At 66.3% G+C, this 14,751-nt stretch carries 15 protein-coding genes; 11 read left to right on the forward strand and 4 right to left on the reverse strand.

Annotated features, from left to right (window positions below; translation table 11 throughout):
- Nucleotides 1-28 precede the first annotated feature (28 nt).
- Genes GUV69_RS02405 through GUV69_RS02415 form a run of 3 tightly spaced genes read left to right on the forward strand, consistent with a single transcriptional unit; the run spans nt 29 to nt 3,183 of the window.
- Nucleotides 29-1,381: an extracellular solute-binding protein gene (locus GUV69_RS02405; RefSeq protein WP_164199387.1), complete on the forward strand. Its 1,353-nt coding sequence runs from the start codon at nt 29-31 to the stop codon at nt 1,379-1,381.
- A gap of 3 nt (nt 1,382-1,384) precedes the next feature.
- On the forward strand, nt 1,385-2,302 hold the full coding sequence (locus tag GUV69_RS02410) for a carbohydrate ABC transporter permease (RefSeq protein ID WP_431197090.1): 918 nt from the start codon (nt 1,385-1,387) through the stop codon (nt 2,300-2,302).
- Nucleotides 2,299-3,183, forward strand: coding sequence for a carbohydrate ABC transporter permease (locus tag GUV69_RS02415; protein ID WP_164199389.1), 885 nt, complete (start codon nt 2,299-2,301; stop codon nt 3,181-3,183). The genes GUV69_RS02410 and GUV69_RS02415 overlap by 4 nt, the downstream gene beginning before the upstream one ends.
- A gap of 18 nt (nt 3,184-3,201) precedes the next feature.
- Here the strand turns inward: GUV69_RS02415 and GUV69_RS02420 are convergent, their stop codons facing one another.
- A complete protein-coding gene (locus tag GUV69_RS02420; protein ID WP_164199391.1) occupies nt 3,202-3,405 on the reverse strand; it encodes a hypothetical protein in 204 nt (67 codons plus the stop codon).
- Between the two features lie 153 nt (nt 3,406-3,558).
- On the opposite strand from GUV69_RS02420, the gene GUV69_RS02425 reads away from it, so the two are divergent.
- From GUV69_RS02425 to metE, 8 genes are all read left to right on the forward strand, one after another.
- Nucleotides 3,559-4,566, forward strand: a complete 1,008-nt coding sequence (locus GUV69_RS02425; RefSeq protein ID WP_164199393.1) for an AAA family ATPase — start codon at nt 3,559-3,561, stop codon at nt 4,564-4,566.
- An 8-nt stretch (nt 4,567-4,574) separates the two neighbouring features.
- Nucleotides 4,575-5,459 carry a DUF58 domain-containing protein gene (locus GUV69_RS02430; protein ID WP_164199395.1) on the forward strand — a complete coding sequence of 295 codons (885 nt, stop codon included), beginning with the start codon at nt 4,575-4,577 and terminating at the stop codon, nt 5,457-5,459.
- Nucleotides 5,449-5,919 (forward strand): hypothetical protein, encoded by a 471-nt coding sequence (locus GUV69_RS02435; RefSeq protein WP_164199397.1) that lies wholly within the window; start codon nt 5,449-5,451, stop codon nt 5,917-5,919. Before GUV69_RS02430 ends, GUV69_RS02435 begins: the two co-directional genes overlap by 11 nt.
- Nucleotides 5,910-6,911 (forward strand): vWA domain-containing protein, encoded by a 1,002-nt coding sequence (locus tag GUV69_RS02440; RefSeq protein ID WP_164199399.1) that lies wholly within the window; start codon nt 5,910-5,912, stop codon nt 6,909-6,911. Before GUV69_RS02435 ends, GUV69_RS02440 begins: the two co-directional genes overlap by 10 nt.
- Nucleotides 6,908-7,975 (forward strand): VWA domain-containing protein, encoded by a 1,068-nt coding sequence (locus GUV69_RS02445; protein ID WP_164199401.1) that lies wholly within the window; start codon nt 6,908-6,910, stop codon nt 7,973-7,975. The genes GUV69_RS02440 and GUV69_RS02445 overlap by 4 nt, the downstream gene beginning before the upstream one ends.
- Nucleotides 7,972-8,739, forward strand: a complete 768-nt coding sequence (locus tag GUV69_RS02450; protein WP_244292593.1) for a hypothetical protein — start codon at nt 7,972-7,974, stop codon at nt 8,737-8,739. The genes GUV69_RS02445 and GUV69_RS02450 overlap by 4 nt, the downstream gene beginning before the upstream one ends.
- Before the next feature lie 317 nt (nt 8,740-9,056).
- Nucleotides 9,057-10,040, forward strand: coding sequence for a methylenetetrahydrofolate reductase (locus GUV69_RS02455; protein WP_164199403.1), 984 nt, complete (start codon nt 9,057-9,059; stop codon nt 10,038-10,040).
- Between the two features lie 50 nt (nt 10,041-10,090).
- Nucleotides 10,091-12,430 carry a 5-methyltetrahydropteroyltriglutamate--homocysteine S-methyltransferase gene (gene metE / locus GUV69_RS02460; protein WP_164199405.1) on the forward strand — a complete coding sequence of 780 codons (2,340 nt, stop codon included), beginning with the start codon at nt 10,091-10,093 and terminating at the stop codon, nt 12,428-12,430.
- Between the two features lie 108 nt (nt 12,431-12,538).
- Here the strand turns inward: metE and GUV69_RS02465 are convergent, their stop codons facing one another.
- Genes GUV69_RS02465 through GUV69_RS02475 form a run of 3 tightly spaced genes read right to left on the reverse strand, consistent with a single transcriptional unit; the run spans nt 12,539 to nt 14,723 of the window.
- Nucleotides 12,539-13,228 carry a DUF4386 family protein gene (locus tag GUV69_RS02465; RefSeq protein WP_164199407.1) on the reverse strand — a complete coding sequence of 230 codons (690 nt, stop codon included), beginning with the start codon at nt 13,226-13,228 and terminating at the stop codon, nt 12,539-12,541.
- Between the two features lie 25 nt (nt 13,229-13,253).
- A complete protein-coding gene (locus tag GUV69_RS02470) occupies nt 13,254-13,760 on the reverse strand; it encodes a DUF2004 domain-containing protein (RefSeq protein ID WP_164199409.1) in 507 nt (168 codons plus the stop codon).
- 45 nt (nt 13,761-13,805) lie between these two features.
- Nucleotides 13,806-14,723, reverse strand: coding sequence for a LysR family transcriptional regulator (locus tag GUV69_RS02475; RefSeq protein ID WP_164199411.1), 918 nt, complete (start codon nt 14,721-14,723; stop codon nt 13,806-13,808).
- Nucleotides 14,724-14,751: the final 28 nt, after the last annotated feature.

A 14,751-nucleotide genomic window follows, 5' to 3' on the forward strand; every position in this document is an offset into this window, starting at 1 on the left:
CGGCAGCCATTGATTTGAATGGAGCACCATGCGTCGTCGGGTCTTTGAAATCACCGCCCTCATCGCTGCAACAGCGTTGATGCTGACAGCCTGTTCACCGGCCGCCCCGCAGGACGAGGCAAAAACACTGAAGGTGGTTTACCAAAAGACCGATTCCTTCAGCGCGCTGGACAATCTTTTCCAGGCCGCCAAACAGGAGTTTGAGGCCGCCAACCAAGGGGTCACAGTTGCATTGGAACCCATCCAGGCAAACGACGACGACTACGGCACCAAGCTTGCCCTGGCCCTCCGGTCGCCTTCCACCGCTCCGGACGTCTTCTACGAGGACACCTTCAAGGTCCGGTCCGACGTTGATGCCGGCTATCTCCTGAAACTGGACAGCCACCTTGAGGGGTGGACGGACTGGGACACCTTCGATGAGGGAGCTAAGGCGGCAGGGCTGGCGGACGACGGCGGCACGTACGCTGTCCCGCTGGGCACGGACACCCGGGCCATCTGGTACAACAAAAAAGTCCTCACCGCTGCGGGCGTCAGTGTCCCGTGGGAGCCACGAAGCTGGCAGGAGATCCTGGATACAGCGCGGAAAATCAAGGCCAGCGATCCCAGCGTGGTGCCCTTCAACATGTACGCCGGAAAGGCCACCGGTGAAGGCACCGTGATGCAGAGCTTCTACGAACTGCTCTATGGAACCGGATCTGAACTGTACGACGCCGACGCCAAGAAATGGGTAGTGGGTTCCCAGGGGTTCACGGACTCGCTGGCCTTCCTCAAAACCCTCTACGACGAACAGTTGGCCGTCTCCCCGGCCGAGGCCCTCGACGCGAATGTGTGGAAGAAGGTCTTCGGGGAATGGCTCCCGCAGGGCAAGATGGCCGCCACCGTGGAAGGCTCGTACACGCCCTCCTTCTGGCAGAAGGGCGGCAGCTATGAATGGCCGGGGTATGCAGAGGACATGGGGGTGGCAGCGTTCCCCACGCAGAACGGCCAGGCGCCCGGCGGTGTCAGCATGTCCGGCGGCTGGACACTGGCGGTCGGGGCCGGAACCAAGGAACCGGACCTGGCCTTCGACTTCCTGGCCACAGCCCTGAACCGGAAGAACTCACTGGCGTTTAACATCGCCAGTTCCCAGATTGCCGTCCGGAAGGACGTCGCCGCGGATTCCGGCTACCAGGCGGCCAACCCCTTTGTGAAAGACGTGTCCGAACTCGTGGCGGTCACCCACTACCGCCCGGCCACGGCAGATTATCCGCGGATCTCGGCAGCGGTCCAGGAAGCTACCGAAGCTGTGATCACCGGGGCGAAATCCCCTGAGCAGGCGGCAGCGGACTATGACACGGCGGTGAAAGGCATCGTAGGTGACGCCAAAACCGCCGCGAAGTAGCCTGTGGCCACAACTACTCCCCAGCGGCTGCGGACAGTAAACCGGCTTCATCCCCTTGTCCGGCGGCAGGCACGGCTGCTGCCGGTCCTGCCGGCCGTGCTGCTTCTGCTGGTGTTCCTGGCCGGGCCCGTGCTGTGGGCGTTCCACGCGTCATTCACCAACGCTGCGCTGACCGGCCGCAACGCCCGCAGTCCGGGCTGGGTGGGGCTCGAGAACTACCAGCGCCTCATCACCGACCCCGTTCTCCCGCTGTCCCTCGTGCTGACCGTCGTCTTCGTCGGCGGCTCGGCCATCCTGGGGCAAAACCTGCTGGGACTTGCCCTCGCGCTGCTGATGAAGCGGGCACGCCGGCCGGTGGCCGCAGTTGTCGGAACCGCGGTGGTAGCTGCCTGGGTGCTGCCGGAGATCGTGGCAGCCTTCGCCGCTTACGCCTACTTCAGCCGCGACGGCACCCTGAACCAGATCCTGGGTGGCCTGGGATTCGGGCAGCCTGACTGGCTGTATTCGTTCCCGATGGTGGCCATCATGCTGGCCAATATCTGGCGCGGCACCGCGTTCTCCATGCTGGTGTACCGCGCGGCGCTGGACGATGTTCCCGGTGAGGTCACGGAGGCCGCACTGATGGACGGCGCCAGTGGCTGGCAGCGCCTGGCCTACGTGACCATCCCCATGATCCGCAGCAGCATCGCTACGAACCTGATGCTCATCACGCTGCAGACGCTGGCGGTGTTCACCCTGATCTGGGTCATGACGGCGGGGGGACCCGCCAACGCCAGTACCACGCTGCCTGTGCTGGCGTACCAGGAAGCCTTCAAGTTCGGCGATATCGGGTACGGAACGGCGGTCGCATCCGTGCTGATCCTTATCGGCCTGGTCTTCGGCGCGGCCTACGTGCGGCTGCTCCGCGGGTCCAAAGCATGACGACGGCGGCGCGGGCGTCACCCGGGGCCCGGCGGCGGGCGGGAGCGGGTGCTGTTTCGCGCGCGCAGCATCGTGCCCGGGTGCCGGCGGATGCAGCCCTGATCCTGATCGGCGCCTGCTTTGTGTTGCCGCTGCTGTGGCTGGTCCTTGCCTCCCTTGACGTCTCGGCCGGTCACGAGGCACGGCTTCCCGCCCGGGTTTCGCTGGATAATTTCGCTGCGATTATGACCCCGGGCCTGCTGTTCCAGCCGCTGTGGAACAGCATGGTGCTCTCTGCCGGGACCGCGGCCGTCAACCTGATAGCAGCTGTCCTGGCTGCCTACCCGCTCTCGCGGTACCAGTCGCGGTTCAACAAGCCGTTTATGTACACCATCCTGTTCGGGACCTGCCTGCCGATCACCGCCATCATGGTCCCGGTCTACGGGCTGTTTGTGCAGCTGGACCTCCTGGATTCCATGGCGGCAACCATCTTCTTTATGGCCACCACCACGCTGCCCATGGCCATCTGGATGATGAAGAACTTCATGGACGCGGTGCCGGTGTCCTTGGAAGAGGCGGCCTGGGTGGACGGAGCGTCCGGATTGACGGCGCTGCGGACCATCGTGCTGCCCTTGATGCGCCAAGGGCTGGGCGTGGTGTTCATCTTTGTGTTCATCCAGGCCTGGGGGAACTTCTTTGTCCCGTTCGTCCTGCTCCTGTCCGAGGCAAGGCAGCCGGCAGCGGTATCGATCTTCAGCTTCTTCGGACAGCACGGCGCCGTGGCATATGGCCAGCTGGCCGCATTTTCCATCCTGTACTCAGTACCGGTGCTGGCCCTCTACGTGATTGTGGCCAGGGGCGCCGGCAGTTCCTTCGCCTTGTCGGGAGCAGTCAAAGGCTGACCCGGCCGGGCAAGGCATTCAGTCGATGTCCTCAACAATGACGCCGTAGGGGATGGAGTCGTCGAGATGCGCCTGGTGGCCGGTGGGACCTACGTTGTAGGTGACCCGGACGCCATGGGACTGGTCGGCGGCTGACTGCTGCAGGACAGGCTTGACGGCAAGGATAAACCGCTCGCTTTTGTCGGCGAGAAACAGTTGGTAACTGGCTGGAAGCTCCTTCATTGCAACAGGATAGACCCGCGGACCCGCCATGGGGAGGGGTCCCCATTGCGGGTATATCCGCAGGTGGCTTGGATAGGATGGCGGGCGGAGTGCAGCCGGCAGGCAACACCATCAGTCCATCGTCATCAGGCACCACCATCAGGGGGAATTTCAGTGCTTCAGACCAGTGCGCCCGCACGCATCGAACCGGCGGAACTGGCCCGTGCACAGCAGGTTGTGGCGAATATTTCACGCAGCTTCGACGCCAAAGTGGTGGGGCAGGCACGGCTGCGTGAATCCCTGCTGGTGGGCCTCCTGACCGGCGGGCACATCCTCTTGGAGAGTGTTCCGGGCCTGGCGAAAACCACCGCCGCCCAGACCGTGGCCGAGGCCGTGAGCGCCGAGTTCCGCCGGATCCAGTGCACCCCGGACCTGCTGCCGAGCGACATCGTGGGCACGCAGATCTACGACGCCGCCAAGGGCACCTTCGTCACTCAGCTGGGCCCCGTGCATGCCAACATCGTCCTCCTTGATGAAATCAACCGCTCCAGCGCCAAGACCCAAAGCGCCATGCTCGAAGCCATGCAGGAACGGCAGACCTCCATTGGGGGCCAGGAATACAAACTGCCCGCACCGTTCCTTGTGCTCGCCACCCAGAATCCGATCGAGCAGGAGGGCACGTACCAGCTGCCGGAGGCGCAGATGGACCGTTTTATGCTCAAGGATGTGCTGGACTATCCGTCGCCGGCAGAGGAAACGGAGATCCTCCGGCGGATTGACGCCGGCGTCTTCACGGTGGAGCAGAAACCAGCAGCCGCGGCCTCCCTCGATGCCGTGGTGGGAGTGCAGGACCTGGTCCGGCGGATCTACATCGACCCGGCCATCATCAACTACATCGTGGGCCTGGTGTTTGTCACCCGCAATGCCGGGCAGTACATCGAACCCCGTCTGGCCGGCTTTATAGAATTCGGCGCCAGCCCGCGCGCCAGCATCGCCTTCACCCAGGCCGCCCGGGCCGTTGCGCTGCTGAACGGCCGGGACCACGTCATCCCGGAGGACGTTAAGTCCCTCGCCCACCGCGTCCTGCGGCACCGCCTCATCCTGGGTTTCGACGCCGTCGCCGAGCAGGTGCCGGTGGAGGCCATCATTGACGCCATTGTGGCGTCCGTCCAGACCCCCTGAGCCCGGCGGTGACCAGTCTCCTCCAGCGTGTGAAGTCGAAGATGGCCATCTTCGCCCACCGGAAAGCCCGCGGCATGCTCGACGGTGAATACGGTTCCGTCTTCCGTGGCCGCAGCCTGGACTTTGACGATCTCCGCGCCTACGTTCCCGGCGACGACGTACGGGATATTGATTGGAAGGCCTCCGCCCGCCATGGCTCCCCGCTCATCAAGAGGTATGTGGCGGTTCGCCGCCAGACAGTCCTGCTGATCGCCGACACCGGGCGGAACATGGCGGCTGAAGCCCGCGACGGGGGAACCAAAAAGGACATCGCCGTGATGGCCCTCGGTGTGGTGGGGTACCTGGCCCACCGGCACGGCGATGTGGTGGGCCTGGTCCACGGTGACGCCAACGGCACGCGCACGGTTCCGGCCAAGGCAGGCGAAGCGCACCTGGAACGGCTCCTGCGGGACGTCGACTCGGCTGCCGGCCCGGACTCCGGCCCCAGCAGGATTGATGACCAGCTCGACCACGTGGCCCGCATGGTCAAGGGCAGGTTCCTGCTGTTTGTGGTGGCCGACGAGCTGGCCGCCAGCCCGGGCACTGAGCAGCTGCTGCGCCGGCTCCGCGCCCAGCATGAGATCCTTTGGCTCACCGTCCGGGACGCTGACCTGGCCGGGGACGGCAGCATCCCGCAGGACGCCTTGAACGTGGCCGACTCCTCCGCGCTGTTGGGGCACCTGGCTGCTTCCGCAGCTGTCACCGCGGCCTACGCCAGGGCCGCGGAGGAGCGGGACGCCGGCAGGCTGGCCATGTTCCGCCGGACCGGCGTCACCCAAGGCCACGTGACCGGAAGCAGCACGGTCATGACTGAACTGTTCGCCCTCCTGGAAAGGCACCGGCGTGCAGGCTGACCCCGGCATCATCGGACCGCTCCCGTACAGCACGGGCTGGCTGTGGGCGGGCCTGGCCCTTCTCGCCGTGATCCTGGCCTGGTACGGCTTTGTGCTCCTCAGCACGCGGCCGCGCAGGTCACCCCCGCCGCTGGCCCGGTTCACCCCGCCGTCGGACCTTAACGACCTGAAGGCGGCCTATCTGCACAGGATCGACGCCGTGACGGCCGATGCCGCCGCCGGGCTCCTGACTGCCCGGGAGTCGCACCTTGAGCTGAGCCTGCTGGTGCGCAGGTTCGCCCGTGACGTCACGGGTGTTGATGCTCCACGCATGACGCTGGCTGAGCTGCACGCCCACCCCCTGCCGGCGGTTGCTGAAGCCGTCCGCAGGATCTACCCGGGTGAGTTCGGGCTGGAGCCGCTGCCGCAGGTTGAGCAATCGGCCGAGACGGCGCGCCAGGCGGTGTGGCAATGGAACTGATGTTCTGGTGGCTGATCCCGCCGGCCGCCGTTCTTGCTGGTGCAGCACTCTGGCGTGCGTACCGTCCTGACCCGCAGGCAAACGAACGACGACGGCTGGTAGCCAACGCGGACCGCCTCACCGCCCTGCCCGAATACCAGGCTGCCCTGCGGCGCCACCGGCGCTGGCTCGCCGTGGCCGCGCTCGCAGCAGCCACCTTGCTGGTGTCCGCCGTGGCCGCCGCTGCCCGGCCGGCGGAACTGACCACCATCAGCCCCGGGCAGCGGAACCGGGACATCATGCTGTGCCTGGACACCTCCGGCTCCATGAGCAGCGCCGACGCTGCCGTGGTGGAGGTCTTCGGCGTCCTGGCGAAGGAGTTTGACGGCGAACGCGTAGGCCTGACCATCTTCGACAGCAGCGCCGTCCAGGTCTTCCCGCTCACCGACGACTACGAGTACGTGCAGGAACAACTCACGCTTGCCAAGGATGCCTTCGACGGCGACCCCGGCAGTGCGGGGTTCCTGGACGGCACGTGGAGCGGCCGGGGATCGTCGCTGATCGGCGACGGCCTGGCCTCCTGCGTCAACGGCTTCCCCGGCGCCGGGCCGGGTGGTGCCGACAGCCAGCAGCGCTCGCGGTCCGTTGTCCTCGCGACAGACAACTTCCTCTCCGGCGACCCGATTTTCACCCTTGAACAGGCGGGCGTCCTGGCACAGGAGGCCGGCGTGCGTGTGTACGCACTGAATCCCGGGGACTTCGATTACGGCCCTGGCCCTGACCAGCCCGGGGCCACGCTGCGTGCGGCAGCCGATGCCAGCGGCGGTGCCTACTACGCGCTGGACACTCCCGATGCCGTGGCGGACATTGTGCGGCGCGTGCAGGAAAAGGAAGCCGCCGCACTGCAGGGCGCCCCCCGCGCCGTTGTCACGGACGTTCCTGATGTGCCGCTGACAGTGGCACTGCTCTCCGGCCTGGTGCTGGCCGGCGCATCCTGGCGGCTGAGGCCATGACCCTGCAGCCGATCCTTCCCTGGTGGCTGATGGCCATCCTCGTCACCGCGTCGGCGGTTTTCCTTGGCTGGCGGCTGGCCGTGGCGTCCCGCGGACCGGCCGGCAGCCGGCAGCGGCGGGAGTGGCTGTTCCGGAGCGCCATGGTACTGCTGCTCCTTGCTGCGGCCCTCCGCCCCGGTGTTCCCGGCGGGAGCAGCCAGGCCGCCACCGCCGACGTCAATGTCTTTTTTGTGGTGGACACCAGCAGCAGCATCGTGGCCGAAGACTACGGAAGCGGCTCGCCCCGGCTGGACGGCGTGCGCCGGGACATCATGGCCGTCGCCGGTGAACTCGCCGGAGCCCGGTTCTCCCTGCTGACGTTCGACAGCAGCGCTGTGGTCCGGATGCCCCTCACCACGGACACGACGGCGCTGGACACGGCCGTCGCAATACTGCAGCCCCAGGTGACCGCCTTTTCGAAGGGAAGCAGCGTTACCGCCGCCGGGAAGCTGCTGACAGAGCGGCTGCGCGCCGCCCGGGACAGCCACCCCGAACGGCCCCGGCTGGTCTACTACCTCGGCGACGGGGAACAAACCAGTGCAGCGGCACCGGAGGCGATCAAGCCCGACGGCGGACTGGTCAACGGGGGAGCGGTGCTGGGCTACGGCACGCCCGAAGGTGGCCGGATGAAGGAGAACACGGGTCAGCGTTCCGGCACTGACGGCGGATACATCCAGGACCGCACCACCGGGAGCGGCAGGGACGCACTGTCTGTGATCGATGAGGGCCGGCTCCAGTGGATCGCGGACCAGCTCGGCATCCCCTATGTCCACCGTTCGGCCGGAGACGCGGTGGCGCCCATGATGCAGGCCGCGGACCCGGGCGAGCTGCAGCGGGCCCCGGAAGGTTCCGGACTTGATGGCCGGACCGAGTTCTACTGGATCCTCGCGTTCGGGGCATTCCTGCTGGGCCTGCGCGAGGCGTTCCTGTTGCTGCTCCACTGGCGGCGGCTCCCGCGCGCGTCTGCGGTGCCTGACCACGCACAGAAAGCCGCAGTCGGGCACGCAGAGGAGGCACGGAAATGATGCACCCCGCACAGGTGCCGTCCGGGCACAGGCTCGCGCGCCGCCGTCGGCTGCTCTGGTGGTCTTTGCTGCCTGTCCTGCTGATACTGTGCCTGGCTGCCAAGCTGCTCAGCGTGGGTGTGCTGGCCGGCAACGCTGCACGGGCCTTCGAAGCAGGCGACCCGCGGGCAGTGGCGGAGGCTGTGGCGGGGCTGCGCATCGCCAACTTTACGGAACCGCACAAGGCGCCGTTCGCGGAAGGTGACGGCCTGTTCCTCGCCGGCGACTTCGCCGGAGCCCGGCAGCGTTTCGAGGAAGCGCTGGAGGTGGCGGGCCAGGATGACGAATGCGTCATCAGGGTCAATCTGGTGCTCAGCATCGAGCGCCTCGGTGATGCCCGGGCCGCTGCAGGGGATCCGACGGCGGCTGCCCGGCTCTTCGCCGAAGGCCTGGCGGTGGTGGAGGCTGCGCCGGCCGGCTGCTTCGACGCAGCCGCCGAAGCAGGCGGGGGAGCGGGCCGTGCCGAGGCCGAGGCAGGGGAAAAGCTGGAACAAGCAGCGGAGCGGCTAACCCAAAAGTCCGCAGAAGCGGCCGCCGGCACGGCGCCGGACCCGGGATCTTCACCCGGGCAGGAGGACACTCCTGCCGAACCGGGACACCAAAGCCGGCTCGAGGAGCTCAACAAGAGCACCCGCGATGCCCAAAGTGAACGGAATTCGGGGCGTGAACGGGACGAGTACCTGAGCGACGATGACTTCGGTGCGGGTCCTGACAAGCCCTGGTGACGAACAAAATTCTGCGGTGTGACGCAATAAGGCGTAAACCCGCGTCTTAATTCGGTGGTGGACTTGAACGGCGTCCCTTGGGATCCTAGAGTTCTATACAAGTTACCGAGGTAACGTGTCAGCGATCCTCCGCTATGGAGGGTGTGGGTGCCCCCATGTGGGCCTGACATTTGCTCACGGACAACTTCATTCCAGGCGTAACAGTCGCGGCTGCGTCCTTGTGGAGTTCTTCCGTGTTCCCCAAACTCAATTCATTGCGGCACCACCGCCACATCTGCTGGCCGGTAGCCGTCAATGGTACAAAGCCAAGGACGCAAATGTCACCGCCAAGCCTTATAGAAACACATCCAAACCTGACCGAGACGGCCCCCGTGGCGCTCTCCTATGAACTCTTCCCGCCACGTTCTCCGGCGGCCGCAGAGTCCCTCTGGACCACCATCCGGGAACTCGAGGCCACCGAGCCGGACTATGTCGCCGTCACGTATGGTGCCAGCGGTTCGAACCGGGACACCGCCGTCGAACTCATCCACCGGCTCGTGCTGGAAACCACGCTCCGGCCGCTCGCCCACCTGACCTGTGTGGGCAACACGCCGGACGAGCTGGCCGAAATCATCGGGGACCTGCTGGACACCGGGGTGCGCGGCATCCTGGCGCTCCGCGGCGACCGTCCCCAGGACGGCGAACCGCCGGTTGCCGGTTCGTTGCGGTATGCCCAGGATTTGATCGAACTCATCCGCCGGGTTGAGCAGCGGCGTTCAGCGCTGCTGTGCGCGGGCAAGATCGCCGTGGGAGTGGCCGCCTACCCCACCAGGCATCCGGAGTCACCCAGCGAGGCGCATGACGTTGAGGTGCTGCTCGCAAAGCAGCGCTCCGGCGCGGACTTCGCCATCACGCAGGTCTATTTCGACACCGCGCAGTACGCGGACCTCATCACGAGGGCCCGTCGTGCGGGTGTCACCATCCCCATCATCCCGGGTGTTATGCCGCTGACCAGCCTGCGCCGCGTCACCCGCCTCGGCGAGCTGGCAGGCGTCCAGCCGGCACCGGAGCTCCTGGCCCGCCTGGCCGGGGCCGACACTGAGGCCGAGCGGCTCCGGATCGGCGTCCGCGCCACCGTTGACCTGGCCAACGCGGCGCTGGACTCCGGCGCGCCGGGCATCCACCTCTACACCTTCAATGAACACGTGAGCGCACTGGAGGTGCTGGACAAACTGGCACTTCCGCGCCACGTCCGTTCAGTTGGCCGCCGCAGCGCCGCTGTCCGCTCCAACGCCACAAGGCACGCCCGGCTCGCCAGCTGACCGCCTGCACTTTCACACCACTTCCAGCTTCAACCTCCAAGGAATTTCCCATGCCTGAAAACAACACCGCCCGCACACCGTTCCCGGCCGCTTCCCTCCTGGGCTACCCCCGCATCGGCCGCCGCCGCGAACTGAAGAAAGCCGTCGAAGCCTATTGGGCCGGCACCATCGACGCATCGGCACTGGACGCCGCCGCCAAGGACATCCAGCTGACCATCGCCAAGCGCCTGCAGGAACTCGGCCTCACCGAGGCCGCTGCCGTACCGGGAACATTCTCCTACTACGACCAGGTGCTGGACGCCACTGCCCACCTCGGCGCAGTCCCGGCCCGCTTCGGTAACCTCCTCAACGCCGAGGGCCAGCTGGACATCGACGGCTACTTCACCCTGGCCCGCGGCACCAAGGAACAGCAGCCGCTGGAAATGACCAAGTGGTTCGACACCAACTACCACTACCTTGTGCCGGAGATCGGCCCCGAGACCAACTTCACGCTGGCATCCAACCGCATCGTGGAGGAATTCGAGTTCGCCCTGGCCAACGGCATCGAGACCCGCCCGTACATCGTGGGCCCGGTCACCTACCTGCTGCTCTCCAAGGCGTCCGACGACGCCCCCGCAGGATTCGCCCCGCTGTCCCGCCTCGAGGACGTCCTGCCGGTCTACGTGCAGCTGCTCGAAAAGCTCGCCGCTGCAGGCGCCGGCTGGATCCAGCTTGACGAGCCCGCCCTGGTAGTTGACCAGGACACCCCGGCCGCCGAAATTGAAGCCGCCGTTGCCCGCGCTTATGAGGTGCTCACCGCCACCGCCACGCGCCCGCAGATCCTTGTCTCCACCCCCTACGGCGCCCTGGACGGTCAGCTCGGTACGCTGGCCGCCACCAATATCGATGCCCTCCACATCGACGCCTTCAAGGGCGCAGTTCCTTCCGCAGCGGCACTTGCTGCCCTGGGGGACAAGACCCTGGTTGCCGGCGTCGTTGACGGCCACAACATCTGGCGGAACGACCTCGCCGTCTCCGCCGCCAAGCTGGATGAACTAAAGGCTGCTGCCGGCAAGCTTGCAGTGAGCACCTCAACGTCCACCCAGCACGTTCCGCACGATGTCACCGAAGAGGGCCAGCTCTCCGACGAGCTCCGCAGCTGGCTCGCCTTTGCTGACCAGAAGGCTGTTGAGGTCAGGACCCTCGCGTCCTACCTGGCAGACCCCGCCTCGGCCAAGGCCGCCATCGACGAGGCATCCGCCGTCATCGCAGCCCGTGCTGCCGCTAACGGTGTGTACCGCACCGACGTCCGCGCCCGCACCGGGGCCCTGACCGCCGCCGACTTCAGCCGCTCCGACTACGCAGTCCGCGAGGCCGCCCAGGAAGAGGCCCTGCACCTGCCGCCGCTGCCCACCACTACCATCGGCTCCTTCCCGCAGACCTCCGAAATCCGTTCGGCCCGTGCCCGTAACAACAAGGGCGACCTCACCAACGAGCAGTACGGGCAGCTCATGAAGGACGAGATCAAGCGCGTTGTGGAGCTGCAGGAAGAGCTCGGCTACGACGTGCTGGTGCACGGCGAGCCCGAGCGCAACGACATGGTCCAGTACTTCGCCGAGAACCTCGAAGGCTTCGACGTCACGGTCCATGGCTGGGTCCAGTCCTACGGCTCACGCTGCACGCGTCCGTCCATCCTGTGGGGCGATGTCACCCGCAGTGCCCCCATCACGGTGGCCTGGGCCGAGTATGCCCAGTCGCTGACCAACAAGCCCATGAAGGGCATGCTCACCGGTCCGGTCACCATCCTGGCATGGTCCTTCGTCCGCGACGACCAGCCGCTGGGCGAGACCGCCAACCAGGTCGGCCTGGCACTGCGCGACGAGATCGCCGACCTCGAAGCAGCCGGCATCAAGGTCATCCAGGTGGACGAGCCCGCCCTGCGCGAACTCCTCCCGCTGCGCAAGGCCGATCACGCCGCGTACCTGAAATGGTCCGTTGACTCCTTCCGCCTGGCCACCGCCGGTGCTGCCGATGCCACGCAGATCCACACCCACCTCTGCTACTCCGAGTTCGGCGTGATCATCGACGCGATCGACGGCCTCGACGCCGACGTGACCTCCATCGAAGCAGCACGCTCCCGCATGGAGGTTGTCCACGACCTCGAGTCCCACGGCTTCGGCCGCGGCGTTGGCCCGGGCGTCTACGACATCCACTCGCCCCGCGTTCCTGGCGAAGCCGAAGTCACCGAACTCCTGGCCACCGCTGTCAAGCACGTCCCGTCCCGCCAGCTCTGGGTCAACCCGGACTGCGGCCTGAAGACCCGCGGCTACGCCGAGACCGAAGAGTCCCTGCGCAACCTGGTCAAGGCCACCAAAACCGTCCGCGCCGGCCTGCTGCAAGCCGCGAAGTAACCCAAAGAACCACAACGACGGCGGCCGGTCACCCAGGTGACCGGCCGCCGTCGCGCTTTAACCCATCGACTGCTCCATAACCGCCCTTTTGAGCTCTCAAAAGGGCGCTTACGGAGCACTCGATGACATCCGCAGCGCACTGACGAGCAGCCACACACTCCAGACGACGGTCACCACGATCCCGAACAGGGTGGGCAACGTGTTGGCGGCGGCGAAACCGGATGCCCCGATGATCCAGCCCTGGGCCAGGTACGCCACCCCGGACAGGCCCATCAGGTAGCCGATGAGCCGGGATACGTGCCGAGTCGCCGCCACCACGATGCCAAAAAGTATCAGGGCGGCGCCCAACAGGAAGCTCTGGTAGCTGCGCAGTCCCCACTCGAGCCAGCGGATGCCTTCCGCGGTAGCGAACCTCATGGACTTCTCAGGCTCGGCGGCGGCTGCCCAGGCATCCGCGGCCTGCTTGAGGGCAACGCCGTCCACAGCCTGGAGCGCTCCGTAGAGTGCCAGGGCCGTGGCCGCGGCCAGTGCTCCGAAACGGGCAGTCACGGCGAGGAGTCCTGGCCGGACAATGAGCGCAGGCAAGAGCACAAACAACCCGGCGGTCAGCAGCGCCATGCCAAGGAACTGGCCCAGGTGCACCACAGTCCAGATCCCGCTGGCAGCGTAAGCCGCGAATGAGGCGGCGTGGTCATTGGCATCGCCCGCTTCAGCGTGCAGGAGGCCCGCCAGCAGGGATACCACCACGCCGGCAAGCAGCAGCTCCGCCGCCAGCCGCCAACGTCTGCGCTTATCCATGGCTCATGGGGCGGGTCGGTTGAGCTCAGGACTCCCAGAGGATTTCGTCGTCCACGACGCCGTCTTCGTCCGCGGAGGCAACCAGCACCTCGTCGGTGAAGTGGGCGCCGAGGGTGAAGTCCAGGACGAAGTAGCGCTCAGGCTGGCCGGGGAAAATGCCCACGTGGCCGAGCTTGAGGGCCTTGAGGAAGACGTCGTTGGTGAGCTGGCTGCGGTCCTCCACGCCGAACACCTTCTGCAGGTGTTCGTCCTTCAGTGCGCTGCAGTGGAAGCGGAGGTACTCCTGGGGGCTGGTGCCTTCCTGCTCCAGTTCGTCGGCGATCATCTGCCGGACCTCGTCCACGAGTTCGGGGAGGAACCTGAGCCGGTAATCCACCTTGTGCATGGCCGCTTCGTCGAAATGGTCATGCGCATTGATGTTCAGGTCGAGTTCCAGCGTTTGGCCCCCGAGCTCATGTCTGGCAGCGACGTTGTGGTCCCTGCCGTGGTTGAGCTCGATTTCTCCAAAGTGCTGGCTCGCTACCCTGTTCATACCTTCAACATAGACCCGAAGCGCTGTGCATTCCAGCGTTCGGAGCTATTTGCCTACAGCTCCCAGGCCCGCCAGCGTTTCCGCGAGCAGGTCCACAAACAGCTGCACCCGGGCGGTCTTCTTCTCATTAATCAGCAGCGCGAAGACGTTCCGTGCCAGCCGGATCTCCGGAACATCGAGCACCACCACACCCGCCGGCCGGTTCAGTAACGCAAGTTCCGGCACGAGCGCGGCGCCCAGTCCGGCCGCAGCCATTTCCAGGCTGGCATGGAAGTCGTCGCTGTGGGCCACCACGCGGGGGTGCAGGTTGCAGCTGGCGAAGAGCCGTTCGATCACCACGGCATCAGGGGTTCCGGGGTGGTGCATGATCCACGGCAGCTCGGAGAGGTGGTCCGCCGCCACCTTTGCTTCCGCGCCGAAGCCCCAGCCCGCCGGAAGGACCACACGGAAGTTGTCGTCGCCGATCCACTGCCGGTTAATGGTGTGGGGCCAGGCCAGCCCGGACTGGCCCACCTGGAAGACGAGCGCCACATCGAGTTCTCCGCCGGTGCGCAGCCCCTGGATGGTTTGGGATGGTTCCGCTACCGAGACGCGGAGGTCGATGCCCAGGTCTTTCCAGGCCGGATTTTTCAGGATGCGCGGCAGGACGTATGTGGCAAGGCTGGGAAAGATGCCGAGCCTGAGTTCCTGGCTGGTGCTGTCGTGGGTTTTGGCGGCGGCTGCCATCAGGGCCTCGATGTCGGTCAGCACCTTTGCCGCGTGCCGTGTCATCACCATCGCGGCCTCCGTGGGAATCACGCTGCGGGCGGAGCGCTGGAAGAGGATCACGCCTGCCTCGCGCTCGAGGGCGGACATCTGCTGGGAGACCGCCGAGGCGGTGTAACCCAGGCGTGCCGCGGCGGCAGCGAACGAACCCAGCCGGGTAACCTCAAGGAGGGTCTTCAGGTGTACGGGATTGACCACCCGCCCACCCTACTGCTGCAGGCCCGTT

It is taken from the genome of [Micrococcus luteus] ATCC 49442 (assembly GCF_010367585.1).
In the GTDB taxonomy this organism is placed as follows: Bacteria; Actinomycetota; Actinomycetes; order Actinomycetales; family Micrococcaceae; genus Arthrobacter; species Arthrobacter luteus_A.